Source organism: Desulfovibrio litoralis DSM 11393 (assembly GCF_900143255.1).
GTDB classification, from domain to species: domain Bacteria; phylum Desulfobacterota; class Desulfovibrionia; order Desulfovibrionales; family Desulfovibrionaceae; genus Frigididesulfovibrio_A; species Frigididesulfovibrio_A litoralis.
Genome location: NZ_FRDI01000014.1, coordinates 29,635 through 54,321, shown reverse-complemented (window position 1 = coordinate 54,321; position 24,687 = coordinate 29,635). Strand labels below are relative to the sequence as shown.

The window sequence follows — 24,687 nt, the reverse complement described above, 5'->3', positions numbered from 1 at the left end:
TTTGTTGGATTTAGTTTTTTTTGAAGCAAAAATTTTAGGGTTTGAGTTATTATTATATAACCCTTGAGTTTGAGTTAGTAAAGAGGAAAAGTTTTTAGTTTAACTACAGTGATATTAATGCGTTAGTTTTATGCAGAAATTTTACCCCAAGAAAAAGCAAAAGATTTCACTGGAATAATTGTAAAAAAAAAAATATACTGGTTTTGTTAATTTGTTTTTAGGCTATTTATTAAGGTTTTTTAAACTTATTATTTAGATATAAGATTATGTTTTTATTCGATTAAATTTAATGTGCAAAAGTTTTATACAGTGTTTTTTAATTTTGATTATTGTTGTCTTGCACAAAGTTTAAGCGTTTTGTATACTGCGATGCGGTTAATCGCACACAAGGTTTGCTAAGGAGTGAATAGATGTCAAATTTGGTGATTATAGGAACTCAGTGGGGTGATGAGGGTAAGGGAAAAATCGTTGACCTTTTAACTCATGACGTTAACAGCATAGTTCGCTTTCATGGTGGCAATAATGCGGGCCATACTGTTATTGTTGGTGATAAGAAATATGTCTTACACCTTATTCCTTCCGGTATTTTACATGCAGGGAAACAGTGTCTTATCGGTAACGGAGTTGTGCTTGACCCTGCGGCTTTGTGTATTGAAATAGATGAACTGGCGGCTCAAGGTATTTGCGTTACCCCAAGTAATCTTAAAATCAGCTATAAAACCCATATTATCATGCCTTATCATAAAGTTGTCGATCAGGCACGCGAAGCTCATAAAGCCGGGAACAAAATAGGAACAACAGGACGCGGAATTGGTCCTTGTTACGAAGATAAAGCCTCTCGCATAGGTATCAGAGCAACAGACTTGGCAGACGAAAAACTCTTGAAAGACAAAATAGTTAAAGCTTTGGAAGAAAAAAATATTTTATTAAAAAATTTGTATAATCAGCCTCCGCTTGATCCGCAAGCTGTTTTAGACGAAGTTTTACCTTTTGCGAAACGTTTGGTTCCGTTTTTGGCAGATGTTAGCACAGAGCTAGATAACTGCTTTAAAAAAGGTGGCAAGGTGATGTTTGAAGGTGCTCAAGGTGTGCATCTTGATATTGACCACGGAACTTATCCTTTTGTTACTTCTTCTAACTCTGTTGCCGGAGCCGCGGCTGTTGGTGCCGGAACTTCGCCTCAAAAACTTGAGAGAGTTGTGGGAATAGTTAAGGCTTATACGACCAGAGTCGGAGCCGGTCCTTTCCCCACCGAATTAGACGATAAGGTCGGAGAACACTTGCAACAAGTCGGGCATGAATACGGAGCAACCACGGGACGCAAAAGACGTTGCGGTTGGTTTGACGCTGTGATTGTCAGGGAATCTGCACGTTTATGTGGTTTAACCGAACTTGCCTTTACTAAGCTTGATGTTTTGAGCGGTTTAGAAACCTTAAAAATTTGTACTTCTTATGAATATCAAGGAAAAACAATAAATTATCCTCCTCAAATAGAAAACGCACTCGCTCAAGTTTCACCTGTTTACGAAAGCATGCCGGGTTGGAACGAAGATATTACAAAGGCGAAAAAGTGGAGTGAGTTACCGATAAATGCCCAAAATTATATTAAGCGTTTAGAGGAATTGATAGGAGTAAAAGCCTCAATGGTCTCTGTCGGTCCGGAGAGAGATGAAACGATTATTTTAGGTAATTAGTTTTTTCTTAAAACTTAATTTGAGGCTTGGTTTTTCCCTTTAAATTGATTATCGGGTTTAACTGAGCCTTTGTTTTATATAAAATTTTTAAAGCAAATAGATGTAATAATGGCAACAAATAAAAAAAATACGCATAAAACAAATAAACCTGATGTTGAAGAAAATATTGATGCTGCCTTGGTTCAGCGTGAATATTTTCGCAACTTGAGTTTAAACATTTTATCCGAGCGTTTTTTTAGAGTGCGTGAATTGTTTTTACGTTTGACAGTCAACACTCCTCAAGCTTTATTGATTGAAGGGGGAACTAGCCTTGAGCGACTTGGAGCGGCTTTGTTTTTAGGGGCTTTGTTAAATTGTGAAGCGGATAAGCAGGTCGATTCTGTTTCGCCTTTACTTTTAGTAAACCCTGAGCCCTCAACGGAAAAGATAGAAAAACCGTGTTGTAAGTGTAATGCTTGCAAGTTGTTTATGTGTGGAGAACACAGAGACCTGATTTTATTAGACGGACGCTTTGAATCCATCAAAATAGAGGCGGTTCGAGACCTGCGAAACAGCCTTGGAACTCGCCCGAATAACGCCTCAAAACGTATAGTAATTTTTTCGGAAGCTCATAATTTGGTAGATATGGCCGGGCAAGCTTTGTTAAAGACTTTGGAAGAGCCTAAAACTCATACGCTTTTTATTTTATGTACTTCTCAGCGAGAAAGACTTTTACCTACTTTAGTTTCAAGAAGTTGGGTAATTACCTTGCCTTGGCAACATCCACACGGTGAAAGCGAGAGTGTTTTATTGTCTGAAAATATTGATGAATCGCTAAGCTCAGAGATTGAACTAAAAAAGATAAAAGAACTGGAACAGGCTTTTATTAATATGATTGGCGAAGATACAAATTATGTGAACCTCAATACACCGAGTTGGCTACAACTTAGTTCTCAAAAGGGCTATTTTGACAAGTATTTGGGTTTGGCGTTTGTAAGTCATTGTCGACGTGAGCTTTGTCTGGCACTTGGTTTGGGAGATTTATCTTTAAACCAGAATATAGAACAAGAGGCAAAACACAAACCTAAAAAACTTTCTTTACTGGCAGCTTTATTGTCGGTTTTAGATAAACAATTTCTTTTAGATGTGTCTGTTTGCCTTGACGAAGCCGAAAGCGACTTGACCTATGGGCTTAATCCGAGCTTGGTTATGGATTGTTTTGCCACAAAACTATTTTTAACAAAGCGAAATTTATATTAATTTAAAATGATAATAAGTGAACAATTTTGAACGAAAGAAGTTTATTGAAAGTTTATTCTTTTATATTTAACTGTTTTGTGTTATTTTTTAGCAATGATGTGTAATCTTTAATAAATAAAAATCATTGAGGCAATTTATGTTAAAAAAAATATTTCCTGTTGTGCTGATGCCTGTTTTGGTTGTTTTATTGTTTAACTTGGTTGTTTTTTCAAGGGCTAACGCAGAAACAAAATCAGACTCCATGATAGAAAATGCTCTTGAAAGAGAGTCGTTAAAAGTTGGTTTTTCCACTTTTGTACCTTGGGCGATGCAAGATAAAAATGGCGAATTTATTGGCTTTGAGGTTGATGTTGCTCGTAAGTTGGCAGCAGACCTTGGGGTAAAACTTGAACTTGTACCTGTTAAATGGGCGGGAATTTTACCGGCTTTATTAACGGGACAATTTGATATTATTATTGGTGGAATGAGCGTTACAACCGAGCGTAATTTAAAAGTAAATTTTACTGTTCCCTATGATTTCGCAGGGCTTTCTTTAGTTGCCCACAAAGCAAAAGCAGAAAATTTAAAAACATTAAACGATTTTAATAAGGCGGAGTGTTTGATTGCCGCCAGAACCGGAACAAGTGCGGCATTTAGTATAAAGTTGGCATTGCCCAAGGCAAAGCTTCTTTTATTTGACGAAGAAGCTCAGGCGGTTCAAGAACTTTTAAACGGAAGGGTACACGCCTTTGTTTCGGGTGAACCTTTGCCGTCTGCTATGGTTTTGGAATATCCCGATAAACTTTTTATTCCTGAAAACGCAGAAATTTTTGCCAAAGAGCCGGTTGCTTTCGCTATTCGCAAAAATGATTTTGATTCGTTAAACGTTTTAGATAACTGGGTGCGTCGCCAAGAGTCTTTGGGCTGGTTAGCCGAACGCAGACATTATTGGTTTAAAACTGATGAGTGGAAAGATAAAATTAAATAAACAAGGGCGATTTGGGTCTCTTTTCGCGTATCTTCAAATTTCAGATATAATATTACTGTTGTGTCTTGGCGTTGGGTTTTGGTTTTTGTCGTTTAATTTTCACACAGACGAGCATACGGCAAAGAACGTATTTTTGACATCTTGGTTGTGGAATTGGTTTACTCTCGAACTGCCCGAATATCTATTAATCAAACAGGCGGACGGAACTTTTAAACTTGGCGTTTTGGGCGTTGGTTTGTTTAATACTTTAAAAGTTAGTTTTTTTGCGAGTTTTTTGGCTTTTTTAGTCGGGGCTTTGATTACTTTTGGACGTTTTTCCGGGTTAAAGTTTTTGGTTATGTATCTTAATAGCTATGTAAGCTTGGTGCGTAACTTGCCGCCTTTGGTTTTTCTTCTTGTGTTACATTTTTTTTTCAGCATACATTTTTTGCCGAGTTTGTCGGAATTTAAAGTTTTGTCTTGGTTAAATTTAGAACATACACAAAACCTTAATTTTATATCGGCGGTTTTAGCTTTAAGTTTGTATGAAGCGGCGTATATTTCTGAAATTTTACGAGGGGCTATGTCCGCCGTTTCTCCCGGACAATGGCAAGGGGCTTATTCTCTTGGTTTAGGGCGTTTTACTTGTTTAAGAAAAATAATTTTACCTCAGGCTTTTCGTTATTCTCTACCTTCATTGAGCGGACAACTTATTTCTTTGGTAAAAGATTCATCAATTTTATCAATTATTTCCATTCAAGAATTAAGCTTTCAGGCAACAGAACGTATGGCATCAAGCCATAAGGTTTCTGAACTTTGGCTTGGTGTTGCTTTTTTATATTTAATTGTTAATCTAACTCTTTCTTTTATTTCTAAACGGTTAGAGCGTAGTTTTAAGTGGCAAATATAAAATTTTATAAGAGAAAAAAATGCTTGTTTTATCTGGTATAAAAATTGCTTAAAATAGTTGTGTCTGTATTTTGACAATTTTTACCCGTTGCGTCTGCTTCAGTTTTTTATAGACTTTTAAAGTAGATAGTTTTTATTCGGAGTGTTGTATGTTTTTGAAAAGCGGCAAATATGTTGTGATATTATCTTTGTTTTTATTTTTACAGGCTTGTTCCGGTCGCAATCTTGTTCCCGCTCAGGGAAATTTTAATAGCGGAACAGAACCGTCTGTTGCAACCTCTTCAGAATTTGGAACTGTTATTAGAGTCGGTCAGGCTGAAGTTTTAGACCCTTTAGTTCCTCGAAGCGGTATTATCGGAGCGACAACCAATCTGATTTTTGGGCGTGCAGGAACAATACCAAGTGATGGTATCGAGCTTACCGTTCAAATGGATAGTGGGGAACTTGTAACGGTTATGCAGTATAACGATGAATACTTTGAAGAAAACGATCGTGTTCGTGTGGTTTATAACCCTGATGGTTCTGCTCGTGCATTACACTAAAGATAAAATTTTTGCTAAGCCTCTTGTTGCTTGATTAAAAGCTTGTAAAATTAAATAGTTGAGGCTATTACACAATAGTCTCAAAGTGGCTTAAGACGTTTATGCTATGTGTATACAGAGCATAAAAGATAAAAAGTACGCAAAACGGAGTTTTGCAATGGTCTTTATTTAGATGAATAAAGTTGTTCTTCCCTTACATGGTGGCGAGGCGTTGTCTCTTGTTGCCAAACGTGGTTTTTCTCTTAATGAGCTTTTAGATTTTAGCTCGAATACTTTTTTTTCCGTGCGTGATTTAACGCAAACGCTAGCAAGTAAAACAGAGGTTGAACTTGGTCATTACCCTGATCCGGAAAATTTTTTCTTGTCCTCTGCCTTAGCTTATTATGAGTCGGTTGCGTTTGAAAATATTTTAGCAACTAACGGTTCATCAGAACTTATCCATTTAATTTTCTTAGCTCTTAAGCCGAAAAAAGTTTTGTTAATCGGCCCAGTTTTTAGCGAATATCCCAGAGCGTGTGAAATCTTTGGAGTGGATTTTGAGGTTTATACTCCGCCAGAGGAACAAGCTTTTGATTTTCTTGCTGATGACTTAAAACATATAAAAGAGCGTTCGTTTGATTTAATGATTTTTTGTTCTCCGAATAATCCCGCCGGAGCAACATATTTAACGGTTTCTGAATTAATCGAACAAGCAAACGCCAAATATGTATTATGGGACGCAAGTTATAAAGATTTTTTATACGGCGAGAGTTCGTTTGAACTTTATTCAAAAATAATACAAGACTCTGTTTTAAATAAAAAACTTTTATGTTTATGTAGCTTGACCAAGTTTTTTGCTTGTCCCGGAATACGCCTTGGTTATTTGATTGCACATTCTGAATTGGTGGGGCGTTTAAGAAAAGTGCAAAATTTTTGGGCGATTGGGTCTCATGCCGCAACGATAGGACAGGTTTTAATTGAAAATGTTGCGTTGTATCGAAGCTATTTAGATGAATTAAAAATATTGAAAAAAAAATTTCATAAAACTTTATTGGAAACCGAAGCCTTTGACAACTTGTTATCAGGTCCATCGTTTATTACGGCAAAGCTTAAAAGTAGGAAGTCTTTCTCTATTAATACAGGTAGTTATAGTTTTTTTGTGAAGGAAAAATTCTTAGAAAAGGGAATTATTTTAAGGTGTTGCGATAATATATTAGGTATGCCCCCGGGATATTTGCGTATGCAGGTTAGAGACGAGCAATCTATACAACGCTTAAAACAGGCGTTTTTGGACTATCTATCTGATATTTGTTAGTTTATGAATAGGGGTATGTTTATATCTTAAACAGTGTTAAATTGTCCTTTAAATACGTTAAAATAGCCTTTTAGAGTCTTGACCATAATATAAAATTAGTGTAATTTATATAAATGACATGGGACTGGGATAAACTACAAGAAAAAAAAGAACGCCAAAATAAAAGTTCAAAAGAAATCAATAACTCATTTGACGAAGATTCATCGGAGTTTAATTGGTTAAATAATGTTGGTGTTGGCTTGCAAAAACACCGATATAGATTTTTGTTTTTTATTATTTTTGGTATTTTATTTTCTTGGGGGTTAAGCGGGTTTTATAAGGTAAAGCCCGATTATGTCGGTTTAGTCTTGCGGTTTGGGCAGTTTAATAGACAGGTAAGCGGTGGTGGGTTTCATTATCATTTACCATATCCTATTGAAAATGTTGTATTGTTGAATATTAAAGAAAAAATATCAACAAAAGAAACAGATGCATTATACCCGACTAAAGATGGACGAATTTTTGGTGTTAGAGCCTTAGCCGAGTATAAAATCAGCGAGCCTGAAAAGTATCTTTTTAGAACAACTGATCATATGCAACGCTTAAAAAGCATGACCGATGCGGTCTTGTTAAATTTTATACGTAGTAATACCCTTGAATATTTGATTTCTTTGTCAAAAGATAAAGTTGAAGCAAGTGTGAAACAAGAACTTGAACGCCTTTTGAAAAAAAGTGATGTTGGGTTAGTGGTTTCCTCGGTTCATATATCTTGGTTTGGTCTACCAAAAGAGCTTGAAGGAGTTCGAAGAGAACTTCATACAGCTTTGGAAAACAGTAAAACCGTACTGGATAAAACACGCAGTGAAGCTTTCGAACTTGTTAATTCGGGAAAGCAAAAAGCGGCAACAATATTAAATAGTGCAGACTTAAAACAACGTGATGCACGAATAAGATTTGAAGCAAATATGAACAGGGTTAATACGCTGTTACCTTTTTATATAAAAAATAAGCAATTATTATTGAAAAATTTGTTTATAGAAGAAATGCAAGGGGTTTTGACTCCATTTGATGAAAGTAAAATGTTTTCACCAGATATAAAACAAGAGAGCATGAGCATAGAGAACGGTGTTTCTCGAAATGATATTACAAAGACTGTTAATGCTAACAAATTTGTAAATGCAACTTTGAAAAACCTTGGTGAAAACGCTACTAGAAAGGAGAAATAAATTGACGATAAAAGGCATTGGTGTTGTTTTAGCCGTTGTGTTTATCTTATTTTTTTCCTTTTCTCAGGTCTTTTTTATTATCCCGGAAGGACAGTTGGCTGTAAAAAGTGAACCTTTTTCAAGTAATAATAAAAAAAGTGTTTTATATCCGGGCTTGCATTTTTCTTTACCTGTTTTTCATAAAATACTTCTGTTGGATAATCGCATATTGTCTTCCGGCGTATATTCTCAAATTATTAAAAGTTCAGACGGATATGAGATTGCGATCAGCACTCAACTTGACTGGGCTGTGAGTAATCCTGTTTTGTTTGTTAATAATTTTAACAAGATAGACGATGGAAAAAAATATATTAATATTGAAGTAAATAATTTTTTATCTCAAAAATTAAAGCTATTAACTAAAGAACAGCTAATCGCCAGCGGTTTTTCAGATTCTATTTCTTATATTTTAGGTCAATCTCATTCTCATCTTAATTCTCTTGGTATCACTTTGGTCGATATACGTCTTCAAAATATCTCCTACTCTATTATAGACCAAAAAAATATAGTTAATGATATGCACAATGAATATCAAACATTGATGGCTTCTAACCAAAAGAAGCTAAATACGGAGGTGGCTGAAATTCAGCAAAAAGCTTCACTAGAGCATCAGCTTATTTGGAAGCAAGTTAAAGACCAAGTACGTCTTAAAGAAACTTTAACTGTATTGGAAATAAGTGAAGCTTTAGCAAAAAGCACGGACGACCAAAAAAAAATATATGAATTTATAAAAATTTTAGATTTATATAAAAATATTTTGTCCAATCGTTCCGTAGAATTAAATCTAAATAACAGTGGTCTGTTATCATTTTTAGAAGAAAAGTTATTAAACAGCATCTTGCATAATTAGTAATCGTTACTAAATAGTTTCTGTTCGGGTGTCCGAACAGCTTAATGAGTAATACTTGTTAAGCCTAGGGTTACTATCGAATTTGTTAATTTTAAGTTAATTAAAAAACCTATTTTTGATAGTTTGTGTTTTTTCAATATATATATATGGCAGGAGAAATCTGTGTTTACTTTTGATGAGATTTTTGAACGTATTAAATTGGCTACCAATACTCGCACTCAAGTTGAAATTGCGAATGTTTTAGATATAAGACAGTCGAGCATTTCTGATGCGAAAAGACGTAACTCTGTTCCGTCAGATTGGTATATGAAGCTTTTTGAACGCTTCGGTTTAAACCCTGATTGGCTAAAAACCGGTAGTGGTCCAATGTATTTAAGAACTGCTCAGGGCTATGTGCCTACTGATGCTCCCGCAGGGTTGCAGCTTAAAGAGAGCATGTCTAAATATAGTGATCCTGATGCAAAGTGTGTTGTAAGACCTGTTCATATTGCACAGGGCGTTGACGCTACTGACTTAGTTCAGGTTGGACGTATCAGTTTGCCACAATCGTTTGCGGAAGACGGCGTTTTGATTATACGCAATGAAAGTACGGCTTTTGAACCGGTTATTCATAAAGGTGCTTATGTTGGTTTTGATACTAATTGTAAGCGTGTTGTTTCCGGTGAGCTTTATGGAGTTTCTCTTCCATATGAAGGCGTAACCTTACGCAGAATATTCTTAGACGAAGGTGCAAATCGCTTTGTTTTAAGAACAGGAAATAGCGAACACCCGGAACAATATATGTTAATAGAACAAAGTATGGAGCGCATTGTTGGACGTTTGGCTTTTGTTTTACAGCGTTATTAAAATAGTGTTTGTTTCTTTAATATTTAACTAGTTAAATATCCCGATGTAGTGATTACGTCGGGATATTTTTTTTTTGAATTTTTGTCTGTAAAAGTTGATGTTTTTTGTGTCTTAAAACGTTTGATGCTATGTGCATAAATAAAAGCATGCAAAACAGAGTCTTGCAATGGTTTTGAGAATGAACCTTTTTATAGTTTAAAAGGCTTTATGGTTTTCATGTAGAAACTCATAAAAGACAAACGCAAGAGTGCAAAGCTTATTTTACGATACTCTTATGATAATAAGCTAACAAAAAAAGCCCCCGAAAGAATTCGGAGGCTTTATAATCATTATAGTTTTATTATAAACTATTTATTCATAGGATCGATATCAACACGACGGTTTAAACGTCTGCCTTCTTCTGTAGCATTGCTGTACTTAGGCTCTGTTAATCCGTAACCACGAGTGGTCATCTTGTCTGAAGAAACACCTTGTTTTACGAGATATCTCTTAACAGAGTCAGCACGACGGATGGAAAGACCCATGTTGTATTGAGCTGAACCGATGTTACAGGTATGACCGGCAATAGAGAAGTGATTGTTTTGAGCTTTTAACATACCGGCAACTTCGTCTAAGATAGCAGCAGACTCAGAAGTTATTACATCAGAGTCAAAGTTGAACAATACGCTACGTAAAACAATTTTTCCACCATAGTTATAGAAAACGTCGGCAACAAACTTATCAACAGCGGCATCGCTAGTTAAAAGTTCTTTTGCGTCCACTTTAACGGTACAAGCGTTAAGAGCAGCGATTTGATCTAAAACTTGTTTGCCTTTTACGGTATCAGCTAAAGAAATGATGTGGAAACATACATTAGGGTTAGCTGCGTAAACGCTTTGAGCTTCTGCAACAGGGTCGTTACCTTGGTTGCTTTCACCGTCGGTTACTAAGATGATAGCAGCAGGGCGAGCCATTGTGCTTGCAACAGGAGCAAAAGAATCAATGCCGTAACCCATTGGGGTAAAACGAGCATAAATATCTAGGTTGCTCTTAAGAGAAGCGATTGCACCGTCCATTTTAGCTTTGTCATAAGGTGCAATAGTAAGAACTTCGCTGAAAGGAGCAAAAGTATGTAAGCCACCAGCATAACCAAGATCAGGAATGCGGTTGTTTACTCTTTTTAGAACTTCTTTTGCGAGTTCGGTTTTGTTGAGTTTTACTTCTTTGTTAGTCATCATCATAGAACCAGATTGGTCAACAAAGAAAGTAAAAGAATCAACCTTTCTTACCGCTTGCCCACTTTGGGCGAATACGGAACTTACGCAAAGCATGAGCATTGCGATCACTAAACTAAGAATTTTAGCCAATTTCATAAGCTTCCTCCAATTTATTAAACTTTCTAATCTATCAGTTTACCTATGCACTTTGAAAATTACCCTAAGTAAAACAAAAAAGCAAGAAATATCTCATCTTGATTTTTTTATTTTAGTTTGAGTAGTAAAAAAATGCTTTACGAATGTTTTTGTTATTACCACAACTTATTTAATGATAAAAGTATTTTTTTTGCAATTATTTAGATAAAAATCAAATAAATTATTTATTACGTTTTATTTTATTTTTTTAGTAAAATATTTGTTGTTGTGTAAAACTTTAGGCTTGTTGCCTTTTATTTAAAATTGCGGTTTTGAGTGTTTCGTCAAATATCGGTACAGGTAGGAAGATTTTTTGCATATCGTCTTTCGTAAATTCTTTATTTACCAAGATAATTGCTTGCGTGATTAAATGAGATACGTTTTGACCAATAGCCGAAATAGATGCAATTTTATCGTTGACCCAGGCGATTTGAACAAAAGCGTCATTTTCTCCCAAACATTTTGCAAAGATATTGTCTTTAAATTCGGCTGTTGATATTTGAACGGTTTTTCCTTGTGTTTTTAGTTCGGCGACCGAGTTGCCTACTTTTATTAACTCTATATCTCCGTAAATACAGCTTGAAACGTGTTTAATCTTGTAATCTGTGTGCTCTTTTAATATGTGGTTAACAGCGATCATCGCTTGTTGTTCTGCGATATGTGCCATCATTATTTTGCCATTAACATCGCCGATAGCGTAAATATTAGGAATATTTGAAGTGCAATTTTCGTCGGTTTCGATAAAACCTCGTTGATTGAGGTTTATACCAATTTCTTCAAGTCCAAGCCCTTGACTAAGAGGTTTTCTTCCTATTGCAACCAAAGAAAACTCCGCTTTTAGTTGATTTCCGTCTGCAAAGGTTAAAACGCTTTCATCATCAACCGTTACAAGCGATACGACTGGCTTTCCGATATGTAGTTCCCAACCCTTTTCAATTAGTTGTTTGCTTAATCTTTCACTTATTGTAGGTTCTTCGGTGGCGGCTATTCTATCTCGTCCTTCTACCATGATAATTTTTGTTCCAAGGCGATGAAAAAAAGAACCAAGTTCAATTCCTATTGCCCCGCCTCCTAAAATAATCAGGTCTTTTGGTGCTTTTTTAAGGTTGATAATACTTGATGATGCGAGAACAGAACCGCCATCGGGGCGAATATTGGGAAGGGCAACCGGAGCACTTCCGGTTGCAATTATTGCGTTTTTAAAACTTAGCTCTTGATTTTCACCTGATAAGACTATGTTTAATTTATTTGTTTTGATAAAATTTGCTTTGCCTTTTAAGATGATTACACCCAAAGCTTCAAGTCTTTCCGCTGTTTCTTGTCGCAATATTGCAATCAGTTCATCTTTTCTTTGCTGAATTTTTATTAAATCATAATTCATTAAAGAATGTTCAAGTTTGTCTTGTTGTTGATAATTTAATTGTTTTAAAAAATCCGTTTGAGAAAGCAGGTGTTTAGTGGGAACACAACCGGAGTTTAAACAGGTTCCTCCGATAAATCCTCTTTCTATCAAGACAACTTTTAAACCTTTTTCGGCGGCGACTTGAGCGGCTTTAATGCCTGCCGCTCCGGCACCGATAATTGCAAGATCACAGTTCATAGGTCAACACCATATCCCGAGCGGCTTTTGTTTCGTCCATTCGCTTACGAGGTAAGTTTTGCGGAGCGTCGTGTAATTGTTGAGGGTTTTTCTCAGCAATCACGGCAATATCAGATAAAACTTGTATAAGTCTGTCCAACGTGTCTTTGCTTTCTGTTTCTGTGGGTTCAAACATCATACATTCTTTAACAATAAGCGGAAAATAAATTGTTGGAGCGTGGATATTTTGATCAAGCATGGCTTTGGCAATATCAAGGGCTTTTACGTCTTTATAATTTACTGCCGAAGCAACAAACTCGTGCATACAGATTCTATTATAAGGAATTTCCAAAACTTTTTCCAAAGCAACCCTTAAATAGTTAGCGTTTAAAACAGCGTATTCAGACGCTCTGGTTAAACCTTCTTTTCCGAGGCGTAAAATATATGCCAACGCTCTTAAACAAACGGCAAAATTTCCATGGAAAGGAGCTACTTTGCCTATGCTTAATTCTGATGTTTGTTCTAAATAAAAATGATTGTCTTTAGTTTTTTGTACTCTTGGTGTCGGTAAAAAAGGAATAAGTTTTTCGATTACACCAACGGGACCGGCACCGGGACCGCCACCGCCATGTGGGGTTCCCATGGTTTTGTGAAGGTTTAGGTGAACAACGTCAAAGCCCGCATCTCCGACTCGCATTTTTCCCATAATTGCATTAAAATTTGCACCATCATAATATAAAAGTGCATCTTTAGATCTTAATAATTCAACAATTTCAGGCAGATTTTTTTCAAATAAACCGAGCGTATTCGGACAAGTCATCATTAAAGCGGCAACATCATCATCTAAGACTGTGGCTAAGATACTTGGGTCAATAATACCGTCTTTTGAAGGGATATTTACAACCTCATAACCTGCGAGTGCGGCGGTTGCGGGGTTTGTTCCGTGGGCGGAATCGGGGCAAATAACCTTGGTTTTTTTATTGCCTTTGTGTCTATGATAAGCGGCAATCAGCATAATTCCCGTAAGTTCGCCTTGAGCTCCCGCCATGGGTTGTAAAGAAAAGGCTTTCATACCTGTTAATTCATTGAGCAGGGTTTCTAAAGTCCAGACCGCTTCCAAAGCCCCTTGGGTAAAAGGAGCGGAGCTTTCAAATTCAGCCGCAAAAGGGTGGATATTGGCAAAGCCCGGTAAAGAAGAAGCAAGATCGGCAAAGCGAGGGTTATACTTCATTGTGCAAGAACCGAGCGGATAAAAATTATTGTCTACAGAAAAGTTTAAGCGAGATAGTTCGGTAAAATGACGCATTACGTCAAGTTCAGACAACTCAGGTAAACGTGCTTTATTTTGACGCAACAAAGATTCTGGTAATAAGTCTTTTGCGGTTTTTTCAGGCTTTTTTGTGATATTTCCCAAGCGTCCTTTTACTGATTTTTCAAAGACAGTTTTCATAAGTTCAAACCTCATGCTTGCTTGTTTTTTTATTTTTGAAGCCAAAATGTTTATTCGGTTATTACAAAAAACGAGCAAGTTTTATATTTTGGGGTGCAAGATATTTTATTGTTTTTTATTAAAAAATTATTTTAAACACTCAGTCAAAAGACGGCTTAAAAGCTCAATGTCTTTGGCGGTGGTTTTTTCGGTAGCACAAACCAATAAAACATTATCCATGTTTTTATACCAACGTTTTACGGCTAAACCCGGCAGGCACTTTTCCTTTGCGAGCGTATTATAAACCGCTTCGGCATCTTTTGGTAAAACAAAGGCTACTTCATTGGCGTAAGGGGCTTGATTTAAACGCTTTATTCCCTTAATTTTTAAGAGCTTTTCTTCAACCAAACGCATATTTTGCATGGAGTTTAAGGCAGTACGTTCAAGCCCTTCTGAACCGTTTAAACAAATATAAATAACAGCCCTTAAAGCGCATAAAGCCTGATTGGAACAAATATTTGAGGTTGCCTTGGCTCTGCGGATATGTTGCTCTCTGGCTTGTAGGGTTAAAACATAACCCGTGCGTCCATCAGTATCACTTGTGCGTCCGACTATACGCCCCGGCATTTGGCGTATTAAGTCTTTTGTACACGCCATTATTCCAAGGTAAGGTCCGCCGAAAGAAAGGGGTAAGCCAAGGCTTTGTCCTTCGGCGACGGCAATATCCGCCTTCATTTCACCCGGAGTTTTTAAAATTGATTGCATGATCGGGTCGCTTGCAATGATATTATATCCACCTTGTTTTTTGTTGACGGCAAACAATTCGCTAAAGTCGCTTATTACTCCAAAAAAGTTTGGGTTTTGTACGATTAATGCGGCTGTTTTGTCGTTAACGGCTTTAGCTAATGCCTCTAAATTTGGCTCTCCGTTGCTATGTTCAACCGTAACAAGTTCAAGCTCAAGGTTTGCGGTTAGGGTTTGAAGCATTTGGCGATAAAGCGGGTTAACCGAGGAATCAATCACAAGGCGTGTTTTTTTGCTTGCTCTTACTGCCATCATTGCGGCTTCAAAAAGAGCCGTTCCGCCGTCATAAACTGAAGCGTTGGCGTAATCGAGTTCAAACAATCTTGCGATAACACTTTGATATTCAAAGATAGCTTGCAGAGTACCTTGAGAGGCTTCGGGTTGATACGGAGTATAAGAGGTTAGAAATTCGCCTCGTCCGCTTAAAGTGTCAATAATATGGGGAATATAGCGGTTATAAAAACCGCCTCCCAAAAACGAGCTAAGTTGAATATCGTTTTTTGACGCAAGTTCCGTAAACTTATCCATAGTTTCCATTTCGCTTAAACCGTTTGGCAGGTTAAAGCTCTTAGGACGCAAGGTTTGTGGAATTTCGGCAAAAAGATCTTCTAGGTTATTAACGCCGATAAAGTTTAACATTTCCTTTAATTCGGCGGGTGTGTGTGGAATAAAAGGCATATTGACTCCTGAAGCTTTGGGCAGGTAGTTATTTAGAGGAATTTTTTGAGGTTAAAAACAGCGTTTAAGCGTTTACACTTTCTTCGTAAGCTTCGGCGCTTAAGAGACCTTCGGGTTTGGCATCAAGCTTGATGCGAACTAGCCAACCGTCGGTGTAGGGATCAGAGTTGATTAATTCCGGGCTGTCTTCAAGGGTTTCGTTAACGGCGATAATTGTTCCGGCAACAGGCATATAAATTTCACTGGCGGCTTTAACCGATTCAAGGCTTCCAAACTCTTGCCCGGCGTTAAACTTTGCACCAATAGACGGTAAGTCGGCAAAGGTCAAGTCTCCGAGTTGTTCTTGAGCAAAGTCGGTAATTCCGATAAGGGCTTCGTCCCCTTCGATTTTGAGCCATTCATGAGAGGCGGCATAAAGTAGATCTTTTGGTGTATTCATAATGATTTCTCCCTTTATCTTGTATAGTTATAATTATTTTATTTGAGCGACCAAGGCAGTATAAAACTTTTAAGAAATTATTCCAACAAGTTTTTCAAGCAGTTTACTGAGCCTTGCTCCAATCTCTTTTGTGTTTTCGATAATTTCTTCTAAGCTAACGTCATTCATGCAATCAGGCAGGTTTTTGTTGCTGAGACATGAAAAACCCAAAACTCTCATATTTAAGTGGCGAGCGGCGATTACTTCGATTACTGTTGACATTCCGACCGCATCGGCTCCAAAGTTTCTATACATGCGAGTTTCAGCCGGAGTTTCAAGTTCCGGCCCCTTTAATCCAAGATAAACGCCTTGTTCAATTCTGAGTTTAAGACTTTGTGCCGTGTTTAAAGCAAGCTCTTGATATTGTTTATCATAGCTTTGAGACATATCCGGAAAACGTAAGCCTTTTTGATCGTCGTTATGTCCGATAAGCGGGCTTGTTCCCGTAAAATTTATATGGTCTTTAATGAGCATGATACTGCCGGTATTCCAATGTGGGTTTAGGCAACCGGCGGCGTTGGTTACAATCAGATTGTTTGCACCGAGGGCGTTCATTACTCTGACCCCGGTTGATACTTCGGCCGGTGTATAGCCTTCGTATAAGTGAACACGCCCTTGTTGTAAGACTATTTTTACGTCGCCGATTTCGCCGAAAATAAAACAGCCTTTATGCGAGCTTGTTGTTGACCTTGGCATTTCACTCAGCATTTTATATTCTATAACTGTACGATTGTTTAAAACCTCGGCTAAATCGCCAAGACCCGTTCCTAAAATAATTCCGATAGTCGGTTTAAAGCCGTTTGGCAGAAATTTTTGAATTTCTTGGCTTATCTTATGGACTTTTTCAAAATTTTGCATAAATTACTCAAGGTGTAAATTAAAGATTGAACTATTATAAAGGCTGGTTTAAGGTGTTGTCGGACTAATATGATTTTTTGATATATAAGTTTTTAAGTGTTGTGATTTATTTGATAAAAATATAAAGTTTGTTTTTTATTCTGGGTAACTCTCAATCTTAAGCTTGAATTTAAAGATAATTTATAATAATGATATGTTAATATCATCAGGGCTGAAAGACAAGCAATAAGTATTTTATGGGTTTTTTAACTTAAACTCTTTGGTTGGAGTGGTGTTTGTCAGGTTTTTTTTATCAATAAAAAATGGTTAAGCGTGTTTGAGGCGTGAGTTTTGTTGCTCATGTATTGATACCTTTTAAGCAGAGCGTTGACGTTTTTATTTATACATCAATAAGTTTTAGTCGTAAAAACAAAAATTAAGTCTTAATTTATTTAACGAGGTGCCGGGTGAGTGATACCCAACATAAAATATTAATCGCAAATCGTGGAGAAATAGCAACCCGTATTTTGGCTGCATGTCGTAAATTGGGTTTGCCTTTTGTTTGTATTTATACTGCCGAAGATTATGCTTCCGGGCATGTGAAGTTGGCAAAAGAATTTGGCGGAGAAAAAAGTCTTTATCGTGTTTCGTCTTATCACGATGCCAATGAGATTTTTTCTGTTGCTGATGAAAGCGGAGCAACCGCCATTCACCCCGGCTATGGATTTTTTGCCGAAGATTATCGCTTTGCACGTAGAGCGACTCAAAGACAGCGGAAATTAATTTTTATCGGGCCGTCATGGAAAGTTATTCGTGAGCTCGGCGATAAAATTAATACAAAGCGTTTGGCCAGAAGTTTAAATGTTCCGACTGTTCCCGGCTCTGATAAACCGATTTATGATGAAGCCGAAGCTGAACAAATCGCTCGTAGCCTTTTTGAGTTTCAACTCAATAACGGGATAAAACGCCCCTTGGTTTTGGTTAAAGCTTCTGCCGGCGGTGGCGGAATGGGCATTGAAGAAGTTTATGACATTGACGTTTTTAAATCTGTTTATAGACGTATTCGTAACTATGCCGCACGCCAGTTTAAAGACGAAGGCGTTTTGATAGAACAAAGAGTTAAAGATTTTAACCACCTTGAGGTGCAGGTTGTTTCCGACCGCAGTGGTAAAAATCCCGTTCACTTTGGGACAAGAAACTGTTCTATTCAAAGTATCGGTTTGCAAAAGCGTATAGAAGTTGCTCCCGGTTTTGACCCTTCTGTTTTAAATTATCAATTTGATGCGACCGCACTATTAAATGATATTATTTCTCACTCTCTCACCATGGCACGCAAAGTTAAATATGATAACGTCGGAACTTGGGAGTGGATCGTAACCAGAGACGGACAGCCATTTTTAATGGAAGTTAATACTCGTATTCAGGTTGAAAACGGTGTTTCTGCTCGTATCTCTAAAATTAAAGGTCAGGGCGACGTTGATATTATTGCCGAACAAATTCGTATAGGTCTTGGTGATCCTTTGGGTTATACTCAAGAAGATATTACTTTTGACGGCGTTGGAATAGAATATCGCTTGATTGCCGAAGATCCGTTTAACAGGTTTACCCCTTGGGTCGGGCGTATCGATAGCTTTAACTGGGTTGAAAAACCTTGGTTGACTATGTATACTCATGTTCCACGTTCTGAACCTTATAACATTCCTACTGAATTTGACCCTAACCTTGCCCTTGGAATTGTTTGGGGTAAAGACCTCGAAGAGGTTAAAGCCAGAGGGGTTGAGTTTTTAGAGTCTCTTGAACTTAAAGGCGTTAACGCCCAAGGCGAAGAGCTAAAGTCAAATATCGAATTTTTACGCCAAAAAACAGCAGATATTTTGGTATTTGACGGAGCGGCACATTAATATTGCACCTTTGCAGTATTAAGCTTAATTCAATACTAATCGGTTTTATCATTAATTTATTGTATTTTATGTTGTGATTAAGCCTATATAAAATATATACCGCAGGTAATCTATGGATACAGAAAAAAAACTCCAGCACTTACAAGAAAGACTTACTTATATAAAAGATATTTTTGCTAATAAACAAGAAGAAGGGGTAAGGCTTCTTGAATCTCGCTTAAACGAAACAAAAGAACGCTATAACGGTTTAAGCCCCGAACAAAAAAAAGAATCTTTAGATACTTTAGAAGAATTTTTTGTATTTATGGAGCGTAAGTTTGAAACAGAACTTACTCCTATGGATAAAGTTAGAATAGTACGCCACCCTCAGCGTATTACTTTAAGAGATATTCTTGAAAACGTTTACGATAACTATACTGAAATCGGAAGTTTGGAAGACCACAGTATTGACCCGGCGGTTTTGATTGCCCGTGCTTACGTTACCAGAAAGCAAGGGAAAAAAACGATAAACCAAGCTGTTATGGTTATTGGACATGAAAAAGGACACGGCGAAGAGTTTCGTAACGGTGGTTCGGCTAAACCTTGGGGTAATGCTAAGGCTTTGCAATATATGAAAGTTGCGGAAACTGAGAATATTCCGATTCATACTTATGTCTTTACTCCGGGTGCGTTCCCTATCGAAGATACACCGGGAGCGGCTCAACAGATTGCCCGCAACCTTTATGAAATGAGCAATTTAAAAACTCCGGTTATTGCTGTCTTTTCAGAAGGCGGATCTGGTGGTGCCGAGGCTATTGCTTTAAGCGATCGTCGTTTAATGTTTTCACATGGTTATTATTCGGTTATCTCTCCTGAGGGCGGGGCGGCGATTGAAGGACGCTTAAAAGCCGGAGAACGAGCTAGTAGTGAGCTAATTGAAAAATGTGCAATGAATCTAAATATTACTGCTAATGACAACTTACGTTTAGGTTATATCGATAGTATTCTTGAAGAGCCTGATTTGGGTGCAAGAACCTATCATTATGAATTTTTCCGCAGTTTACGCCGTGAAGTTTTAAGAGCAACAGACGAAGTTTATCTTTCCAATCGTGGTCTTGGTCTGTTTCGTGGAATGATTTTGCGTCGTCGTCGCAAACATATCAGAGAAGCCGAAGACTTAGACGTTTGTTTGGTGCGTTGGAATCTTTCAACTGCGGCTAAAGAACGTTTGGTCATGAAAAGACACCGCAAGTTTTTAAAGATGTCTCGCAATGCGACTATAGATAGTCGCCCCGTAGACAGAAAGCTGAAATCGTTTTTCCATGAATTGAGCTGGGATATAGGCTCGATGTTTAAGTATGATATCATGCGTAAACAACAAAAACGTATATCTTATGCCCTTGAAGAAATCGAAGCAGAAGCCCGTGTTATTACTGAAAAAGTAAGTTCACCTTGGCGTAAACTTCTTCAGAGCGTTAACCTTAAAAACACAAAACAAAAAGAAGACGAAGCTCGTATGTTGACAGAGTTGTCAGACTGGACAATGGAAGAACAACAAAGGGGCGGGCAATGGAGCTATGTCAGTCCGAAATCAACAGAAGACAAGGCGGTTTCTTGCCCAAACTCTCATGTTTACGGTTGTCTTGACTCTTGGGCTCCTGATTTATACGGAGAGTTCGCAGGCGTTTGTTCTTATTGCGGACACCATTTTCCTATGGAATATCAGTGGTATATGAATAACGTTTTTGATGCTGGTTCAATCTTTGAATTTAATTCAGAGTTAGAAGCAGGAAACCCATTAAAGTTTCCGGGGCTTGATGAAAAGCTCGCAGAAGCAAAAAAACGCACGGGTTTAAAAAGCAGTTGTATTACCTTTGAAGCTCGTATCAACGATATTAAGCTTGTTGTTGCTCTTTTTGTCGGAACATTTAGGGGCGGAAGTGTTGGTGCTGCGGAAGGCGAGAAGTTTATTCGTGCCGCAGAACGTGCCAGAAAAAAACGTATGCCATTTTTAGCTTATGTGCATGGTACTGCGGGAATTCGTATTCAAGAAGGTGTTAACGGTGTAATTCAAATGCCTCGTTGTACTATGGCGGTTAGACGTTATATTGACGCAGGTGGTTTATATCTTGTTGTTTACGATACTCATTCTTATGCCGGGCCTGTTGCGAGTTTCTTAGGTTGTTCGCCTTATCAGTTTGGTATTCGTTCGGCGAATATTGGTTTTGCCGGGCATGGTGTTATTACGGAAACCACGGGTTTACAAATTCCACCGCATTATCACAACGTTTTTAAAGCGATGGACAGAGGACATATCCAAGGTATTTGGGATAGACGTGAGGCGAGATTTAACTTGCAACAAGCTCTCTTAACCATGGGTGGTAAAAACCTGTATTATCGTTAATCAAAGCTTAAAAATTAAGAAAACCTCTTTTACAAATAACCTAATTGTAAAAGAGGTTTTTTATTATTCAAATGATAGCATTATTTGATTCATTGGGGTTATAAACGCTTTTACGCCCTTAATACTACTCGTCAAAGTGTTTTTCTTCCGTTCTGCTAATCTCTTTGCCATTTTTATATTTAGCTTGGTATGTAAGATAATAGAAAGGATCAGCATCTAAAGGTCCACATTCTGTTCCCTCGGCAAAAGTTTTCTCTAAAGTATCAAAACCAATCACTTTATATTCTTCAATCCAATTTTCACAAGCACTGCTGTGGAAACAATAACCGCCTATACGTTTTCTTTTAGGGTCAACATCAATGCAAGGTAGCTCTTCAAAACTAGAACTGCGTTCTAAAATACGTTTCTCGGGGTTATATAAAAACACTGTAGAAAATCGCATAACGTTTCCGGCTGTGGAGGGTAAAGAAAGATCAGGGTAGCCATCAAAGTTGTAGTCTTTAAACTCGACTTCGCCGGGCCAATTCCAACCTTCATAGTTAGATGAAACATTGGCAAGGTTTATTTCTTGAACAGATGTTTCTTCTTTTCCTCCCTTTTTTTCAAACAGCCAAATAAGCACTGTATCCGGGGCATAATCCCCATAACCCTTTTCAGGGGTGGCGTCGTCTGAGTATATACAAGTATAGCGAATATAAAGATCTTTTGTGATATTTTTTCGCCCGCCATAAATGTTTTTTTCTGTATTTTTATGAGAAGTATCGTGTAAAATTTCTTTTTCCAGATACCTCGCCCGATCCAGAGTAACTAAAGTATATGCCTTAGTCGTTGAAACGAATTTTTCTAGTTTATGTGCTTCAAAATCACGCATATTGCGTAACCAAAGGCGTTGATCTTTCAACACTTGGGAATAGACAGCCGAGGGCAGTTGTTGCACTTTTTCCCATGCTGTATTTAAGCGAGTTTCGGCGTTAACAAAAGCTGTATCTTTTCTCAGCTCTTCGTATTCGGTGTTAGAAAGAGCCAAGGCGTATCGTGCCTGTGTTCCTAAAAAAAAAGCCAGAAGGAAGAGCACAAAAAATATATGTTTTATCATAAAAAACGTCCTGTGTGATTTAGATATAAAAAGATGATTTTGATAGCATTTTCATTTGTTTTAATTTCTTTGAATAATGGACGCATATCAGTGCTATGTTTGCCTGTCAATGGAGTGTGTTATATGATAAGCCAACAACATGCTTATAAGGGAACAATTGACAGACTGAGATAGTTTCCATAGTTTATTTAAGCTTGCTAGTAAGTAAATTTGAAGGAGCTTTTTATGAAATTATATTCTTTTGTCCTAACTATTTTTTTAGCTTTTTGTTTCAGCGTGAATACACCTAATCTTTTTGCTCAAGACGCCTGCCCTTTAACCGAAGCAGAGATTAAGCAAAATAAAGCGTTTACATTGATGAAAGACGAAAAAAATGATTATTATAAGTCTGAAAATTTTGAATGTTTGTATTGGGAAAATGGAAAGCTTAGAGCAGAAACACCTTTTGTAGCAGGTAAGCGAGAAGGAACTAGGAAAGGATATTATGTAAATGGAAAGCTGGCGTTAGAAATTCCATATGTCGCAGGTAAGAGAGAAGGGGTGGTGAAAGAATATTATGAGAGTGGAAAGCTGCACGTAGAAACTCCATATGTAGCAGATAAAAGAGAAGGGACTCAGAAATTCTACTATGAAAATGGAACACTGTACACAGAAACGCAGTATGTAGCAGGTAAAAAGGAAGGACTTGAGAAGTTATACTATGAAAATGGAAAACTGAAAAAAGAAACGCCATATATGGCAGATAAAAGAGAAGGGACTCAGAAATTCTACTGTGAAAATGGAACACTGTATACAGAAACGCAGTATGTAGCAGATAAAAAGGAAGGGCTTGAGAAGTTATACTATGAAAATGGAGCACTGGAAAAAGAAACGCCATATGTAGCAGGTAAAGAGGAAGGACTTGAGAAGTTATACTATGAAAATGGAAAACTGAAAAGAGAAACTCCATATATAGCAGGTAAATGCGAAGGGGTCGTAAAAGCATACCATGATGAAAGTGTAAATCTTCGCTTTGAAATGCCATATGTAGCAGGAAAACAAGAAGGAGTTGAGAAATTCTACTATGAAAATGGAACACTGTACACAGAAACGCCATATGTAGCAGGAAAAAAAGAAGGACTTGCGAAAGAATATTATGAGAGTGGAAAGCTGCACGTAGAAACTCCGTATATAGCAGATAAAAAAAATGGAATTAATAAAAAATACTATAAGAGTGGAATACTGGCAGCTGAAATTTCATATCTAGATGATAAAAAAGACGGGGTTCGAAAAAAATATTATGAAAACGGAAAGCTTGAATCTGAAACTCCGATGGTAGCAGAAAAAGCAGAAGGAAGTGCTAAATTATACAGAGAAAATGGAAAATTGTTTGGAACAATAACATATATCAATAATTCGCCTATCAGTGGTTTTTGTTATGATGAAAACGAACAACCAACGCCTTGGACAAACGCAGAACTAATAAGATGGAAAACAGGTTTTACTCTTGATGGGAAAAAGGTCTTACAAGTGATGGAAACTGGTGATGATAAAAATGTCTTAATACTAAATGATTGGGCTTTAGATTGTAGAGAGCTTGGTCGTAAGTAAATTTGAAGGAGCTTTTTATGAAATTATATTCTTTTGCCCTGACTGTTTTTTTAGCTCTTTGTTTCAGCGTAAATACACCTAAGGCTTTTGCTCAAGACGCCTGCCCTTTAACCGAGGCAGAGATTAAGCAAAATAAAGCGTTTACATTGATGAAAGACGAAAAAAATGATTATTATAAGTCTGAAAATTTTGAATGTTTGTATTGGGAAAATGGAAAGCTTAGAGCAGAAACACCTTTTGTAGCAGGAAAAAAAGAGGGGCTTGCGAAAGTATATTCTGAAAGTGGACAGATAGTGACTGAAATGCCAATGCGAAAAGATAAGGCAGAAGGAATTATAAAAATCTATTATCCAAATGGAAAATTGCGAGGGGAAGCATCATATGTATCAGGTAGCTTAGAAGGATTGACTAAGGGATATTATGAAAGCGGAAAATTGCAATATGAACGCTCATGGATAGCAGATAAATTAGATGGGTTACAAAAAACATACTATGAAAACGGTGAGTTGAAAGAAGAGATACCATTTGTATCAGGTAAAAAACAAGGCATTGCAAAAGAATATTATGAAGGCGGAAAGCTAAAAATGGAAGCGACATTTGTAGCAGATGCACTAGATGGAGTTGCGAAAGTGTATGATGCAGATGGAACGCTGGCAACAGAAACGCCATTTTCAGCAGGTAAACTAGAAGGTATTGCAAAATTCTATAAAGCAAAAAAACAAATTGCAAGCGTAACTTGTTCCGGAGGGAAGGCTATTAGCGGTGTTTATTATAAGACTGATGGGGCAACAGAGCCTTTTACAAAAGAAGACTTGGAAAAAGTAGAAGCTCTGAATAGAGTGTTTAAGTTCAAGTAACTTTGAAGGATATTTTTTTTGTCTAAGCGTTTTATTTTCTTGGGCATGTGTTTCATTTTTATTCATTTTTCACATGCCCAAGCATTTTTTATACAAATTA

The 24,687-nt window shown here is 37.2% G+C and carries 20 protein-coding genes; 13 read left to right on the top strand and 7 right to left on the bottom strand.

The window, feature by feature from the left end; all coding sequences use genetic code 11:
• Positions 1-410 precede the first annotated feature (410 nt).
• The 9 genes from BT999_RS10940 to BT999_RS10900 all read left to right on the top strand — a co-directional run bounded on the left by BT999_RS10940 (position 411) and on the right by BT999_RS10900 (position 9,564).
• Positions 411-1,694 (top strand): adenylosuccinate synthase, encoded by a 1,284-nt coding sequence (locus tag BT999_RS10940; protein WP_072697833.1) that lies wholly within the window; start codon positions 411-413, stop codon positions 1,692-1,694.
• A 108-nt stretch (positions 1,695-1,802) separates the two neighbouring features.
• The gene (locus tag BT999_RS10935) at positions 1,803-2,933 is read left to right on the top strand and encodes a hypothetical protein (protein ID WP_072697832.1); all 1,131 of its coding nucleotides are present in this window, start codon (positions 1,803-1,805) and stop codon (positions 2,931-2,933) included.
• 136 nt (positions 2,934-3,069) lie between these two features.
• A complete protein-coding gene (locus BT999_RS10930; RefSeq protein ID WP_072697831.1) occupies positions 3,070-3,900 on the top strand; it encodes a transporter substrate-binding domain-containing protein in 831 nt (276 codons plus the stop codon).
• Between the two features lie 133 nt (positions 3,901-4,033).
• Positions 4,034-4,789 carry an amino acid ABC transporter permease gene (locus BT999_RS10925; protein ID WP_178139348.1) on the top strand — a complete coding sequence of 252 codons (756 nt, stop codon included), beginning with the start codon at positions 4,034-4,036 and terminating at the stop codon, positions 4,787-4,789.
• 148 nt (positions 4,790-4,937) lie between these two features.
• Positions 4,938-5,330, top strand: a complete 393-nt coding sequence (locus BT999_RS10920) for a hypothetical protein (RefSeq protein WP_072697829.1) — start codon at positions 4,938-4,940, stop codon at positions 5,328-5,330.
• Positions 5,331-5,502: 172 nt separating this feature from the next.
• Positions 5,503-6,624 (top strand): aminotransferase class I/II-fold pyridoxal phosphate-dependent enzyme, encoded by a 1,122-nt coding sequence (locus BT999_RS10915; RefSeq protein ID WP_072697828.1) that lies wholly within the window; start codon positions 5,503-5,505, stop codon positions 6,622-6,624.
• Positions 6,625-6,737: 113 nt separating this feature from the next.
• Positions 6,738-7,829, top strand: a complete 1,092-nt coding sequence (locus BT999_RS10910; RefSeq protein ID WP_072697827.1) for an SPFH domain-containing protein — start codon at positions 6,738-6,740, stop codon at positions 7,827-7,829.
• Between the two features lies 1 nt (position 7,830).
• Positions 7,831-8,718, top strand: coding sequence for an SPFH domain-containing protein (locus BT999_RS10905; RefSeq protein ID WP_072697826.1), 888 nt, complete (start codon positions 7,831-7,833; stop codon positions 8,716-8,718).
• A gap of 162 nt (positions 8,719-8,880) precedes the next feature.
• Complete coding sequence (locus BT999_RS10900) at positions 8,881-9,564, top strand: helix-turn-helix domain-containing protein (RefSeq protein WP_072697825.1); 684 nt, start codon at positions 8,881-8,883, stop codon at positions 9,562-9,564.
• Positions 9,565-9,911: 347 nt separating this feature from the next.
• Here BT999_RS10900 and BT999_RS10895 read toward each other — a convergent pair whose 3' ends face one another.
• The 6 genes from BT999_RS10895 to BT999_RS10870 all read right to left on the bottom strand — a co-directional run bounded on the left by BT999_RS10895 (position 9,912) and on the right by BT999_RS10870 (position 16,781).
• Positions 9,912-10,916: an OmpA family protein gene (locus tag BT999_RS10895; protein WP_072697824.1), complete on the bottom strand. Its 1,005-nt coding sequence runs from the start codon at positions 10,914-10,916 to the stop codon at positions 9,912-9,914.
• Positions 10,917-11,193: 277 nt separating this feature from the next.
• The gene (locus BT999_RS10890; protein ID WP_072697823.1) at positions 11,194-12,555 is read right to left on the bottom strand and encodes a dihydrolipoyl dehydrogenase family protein; all 1,362 of its coding nucleotides are present in this window, start codon (positions 12,553-12,555) and stop codon (positions 11,194-11,196) included.
• Entirely contained in the window at positions 12,545-13,984 is a 1,440-nt protein-coding gene (gene gcvPB / locus BT999_RS10885) for an aminomethyl-transferring glycine dehydrogenase subunit GcvPB (protein ID WP_072697822.1), read from the bottom strand. Before gcvPB ends, BT999_RS10890 begins: the two co-directional genes overlap by 11 nt.
• 126 nt (positions 13,985-14,110) lie before the next feature.
• Positions 14,111-15,445 (bottom strand): aminomethyl-transferring glycine dehydrogenase subunit GcvPA, encoded by a 1,335-nt coding sequence (gene gcvPA, locus BT999_RS10880; RefSeq protein WP_072697821.1) that lies wholly within the window; start codon positions 15,443-15,445, stop codon positions 14,111-14,113.
• 64 nt (positions 15,446-15,509) lie between these two features.
• The gene (gene gcvH / locus BT999_RS10875) at positions 15,510-15,884 is read right to left on the bottom strand and encodes a glycine cleavage system protein GcvH (RefSeq protein ID WP_072697820.1); all 375 of its coding nucleotides are present in this window, start codon (positions 15,882-15,884) and stop codon (positions 15,510-15,512) included.
• Between the two features lie 69 nt (positions 15,885-15,953).
• Positions 15,954-16,781 (bottom strand): purine-nucleoside phosphorylase, encoded by an 828-nt coding sequence (locus tag BT999_RS10870; RefSeq protein ID WP_072697819.1) that lies wholly within the window; start codon positions 16,779-16,781, stop codon positions 15,954-15,956.
• 446 nt (positions 16,782-17,227) lie between these two features.
• On the opposite strand from BT999_RS10870, the gene BT999_RS10865 reads away from it, so the two are divergent.
• Together BT999_RS10865 and BT999_RS10860 are read left to right on the top strand one after the other, a co-directional pair.
• On the top strand, positions 17,228-18,661 hold the full coding sequence (locus tag BT999_RS10865; RefSeq protein WP_072697818.1) for an ATP-binding protein: 1,434 nt from the start codon (positions 17,228-17,230) through the stop codon (positions 18,659-18,661).
• 112 nt (positions 18,662-18,773) lie between these two features.
• Positions 18,774-21,044: an acetyl-CoA carboxylase carboxyl transferase subunit alpha/beta gene (locus BT999_RS10860; RefSeq protein WP_072697817.1), complete on the top strand. Its 2,271-nt coding sequence runs from the start codon at positions 18,774-18,776 to the stop codon at positions 21,042-21,044.
• Positions 21,045-21,168: 124 nt separating this feature from the next.
• Here BT999_RS10860 and BT999_RS10855 read toward each other — a convergent pair whose 3' ends face one another.
• Complete coding sequence (locus BT999_RS10855) at positions 21,169-22,140, bottom strand: XAC2610-related protein (RefSeq protein ID WP_072697816.1); 972 nt, start codon at positions 22,138-22,140, stop codon at positions 21,169-21,171.
• Positions 22,141-22,365: 225 nt separating this feature from the next.
• Between BT999_RS10855 and BT999_RS10850 the strand changes: the two genes are divergently transcribed.
• The gene (locus tag BT999_RS10850; protein ID WP_072697815.1) at positions 22,366-23,730 is read left to right on the top strand and encodes a toxin-antitoxin system YwqK family antitoxin; all 1,365 of its coding nucleotides are present in this window, start codon (positions 22,366-22,368) and stop codon (positions 23,728-23,730) included.
• A 17-nt stretch (positions 23,731-23,747) separates the two neighbouring features.
• Positions 23,748-24,587, top strand: coding sequence for a toxin-antitoxin system YwqK family antitoxin (locus tag BT999_RS10845; protein WP_072697814.1), 840 nt, complete (start codon positions 23,748-23,750; stop codon positions 24,585-24,587).
• The last annotated feature ends 100 nt before the right edge of the window (positions 24,588-24,687 follow it).